The organism is Shewanella sp. 0m-6, from assembly GCF_052977325.1.
In genome coordinates, this window is the sequence record NZ_JBRIMD010000061.1 from 1 (window position 1) to 2,372 (window position 2,372).

Here is a 2,372-nt window from a genome sequence, read left to right on the forward strand (position 1 = left end):
AGTAACCAGTAACCAGTAACCAGTAACCAGTAACCAGTAACCAGTAACCAGTAACCAGTAACCAGTAACCAGTAACCAGTAACCCAATTTAATAGCTATACAGCCAATAGAATATGTACACTAATCCAAGTTATCAGCCAAGGATCACTTAGAACCTTACAATGCCTAACTTAACGCTTATGGACAATAAGCTGTCACCTAATACTACTCTCACACATAACCAACACCCTCTGTAATAAAATGCAACAGCAAAAGATCCCTGTTACCAATCATTGAAGAGTTGCGATCTAATGTTGATACTCCCGCCATTACCTTTTTGAAAAACCACAGCGCTTAATAAACTTTGGCTTTATCTAGAACAGAAAAACAGCCACGTAAACGGATCAGATCACTAATACCAAACTGGAAAATTAACTGGTCAGTAGTGGCATAATTACCCAATCCCTAAAATGAAATTTTGTCACTCGCTCTGAACTCTCAGTAAAAGTATTCAAAGCTTCACAAACGCTATCAACAATGTCGTCATAATTTTTGAAAACTCTATTAGCAAGGCTGTGTTGCCACATTCCGCTCATCCTTGTTCAATTTAATTAAGCTCTGGTGAATAGGACGGTAATTTGATGATGCTGACATTCGTGAATTGATCTGCAATGCCGTCTGCATGCCAACCGGCACCATCCATGATCATTACAGCATGCCTATCGATGCCAGTTACTTCGGAGATCTGTATTAAGTGGAGGATTATTGCTTCTTTGCTTGTCCATGGAACCACAATTACTTGGCCTATACCTCTGCTGGGAAATACGGAGCCAAGAAAGGTATGTATATTCGAAATGCTGCTGGCGTACAACCCTTGTCCTGGTACCTTTTCTAGCACAAATCTTAGCTGTTGTGTTTTGTTGCCAGCATCTTGCTTCATCCTGAAACAAGATATCGATGCGATCTAAAGGGAGGTATTTCGGGATCTTAAGGATCGTTTTAATTTGGAATTTTTCTAAACTCTCCTTGAGCCTCTATTGATTGCTTTGGGTACTTAGAACTTGAGGTTATACCAATCAGTAATGAGTTGTGATCTAATATAAGCACCATTCTTAATCAGTATTTTCATTTGAAAACTTATAGCGCAGAAGAGACCTTAGCTTTATCTAGAGCTGACCAAAAACTGCGTAAACGAATGCGACGACTCACAGTAGCACTCTTTATGGAGGGAAACAGCAGAACAGAGGTTGCCCTAAGACTTAGAGTTGTCCGTGCTTGCGTTAATGCTTGGGTCGCCAAATATCTTGCTAATGGCGTAAAAGGACTCGATGCCAAAAAGAATAAAGGTCGCGATAGCTATTTGACCGCGGCTCAAAAGCAGCAACTTAATGGCTATATAGAAGAGCAATGCATAAGCTCCTCTGGCGGCAGGACGCGTTCCACAAATTTATCCAGCAGAACTTTAATGTGGATTACCATCCTAATGCGATTTAGAAGTTGCTGGAACAATTAGGTTTTAGCTGGATAACAAGTCGCTCAAAACATCCTAAACAATCAATTGAAGTCCAAGCAGCTTTTAAAAAAGTTCCAACTGGAAACGATCCTTAGCATCCCTGGTAGTGTTGCACTTGAGCGAGTCTAGCTATTTGTAAAAGGAATGGTTTCAAAATAAGGCTCGCTTTGGACAGTAGTACACGACTACACGTTTATGGACGAAAAGAGGCACACGACCAAGAGCCTTACGTCAGCAACAGTTGAATATGCTGACTTCTTCGGTGCAGTCAACCCCCAAACAGGTGAGACAGAAGCGATTATTGTTCCTTACTTGAGTAAAGACATCATGCGTCAGCATCTATCTCAGATAGCAGAAAGAACGAAATCCGGCAGGCATGCTGTAGTGGTAACAGATGGAGCGGGCTGGCATACCAATGATATTGCAGATGAGTTTACCAATCACAGCATTATAAAATTACCACCATATTTACCAGAACTAAATCCTATAGAACAGGTATGGAGTTGGTTACGACAGCATCATCTGCCCAATCGAAGCTTTCAAGGTTACGAAGACATAGTGGATGCTTGTTCAGTTGCTTGGAATTGCTTCATCAGTGATACAAAAAGAGTAATGTCTTTATGCCGTAGAGACTGGGCGACAATGACTAGATGTTAAGATGGATTGGTATTACTTGAAAACGGAGAAGCGGTGACCACCAAAATGCTGTTTTTGCAGGAGCAATATAACTGCCCTTCGTAGCGGGAGAGTAAAGCAAATGGATTTGCCGAATGCCAGAACGCGTGGATGCAGTTTCTGGCCAAGCTCAGCGGCGGGCGACCGTCATGGATGACGGAAGTGTCGATTATGCAGGAGCAATAATCTACTCGACGTTGGGAGT

At 41.9% G+C, this 2,372-nt stretch carries 2 protein-coding genes and 1 pseudogene; 1 reads left to right on the plus strand and 2 read right to left on the minus strand.

Annotation, left to right across the window (positions count from 1 at the left end; translation table 11 throughout):
• Positions 1 to 586 precede the first annotated feature (586 nt).
• Positions 587 to 772, minus strand: coding sequence for a transposase (locus tag ACVBJC_RS20315; protein WP_447162719.1), 186 nt, complete (start codon positions 770 to 772; stop codon positions 587 to 589).
• 402 nt (positions 773 to 1,174) lie between these two features.
• On the opposite strand from ACVBJC_RS20315, the pseudogene ACVBJC_RS20320 reads away from it, so the two are divergent.
• Positions 1,175 to 2,149, plus strand: a pseudogene (locus ACVBJC_RS20320) (IS630 family transposase).
• Here the strand turns inward: ACVBJC_RS20320 and ACVBJC_RS20325 are convergent.
• On the minus strand, positions 2,146 to 2,372 hold a 227-nt coding region (locus ACVBJC_RS20325), incomplete at its 5' end, for a hypothetical protein (RefSeq protein WP_447162720.1). The pseudogene ACVBJC_RS20320 and the gene ACVBJC_RS20325 overlap by 4 nt on opposite strands.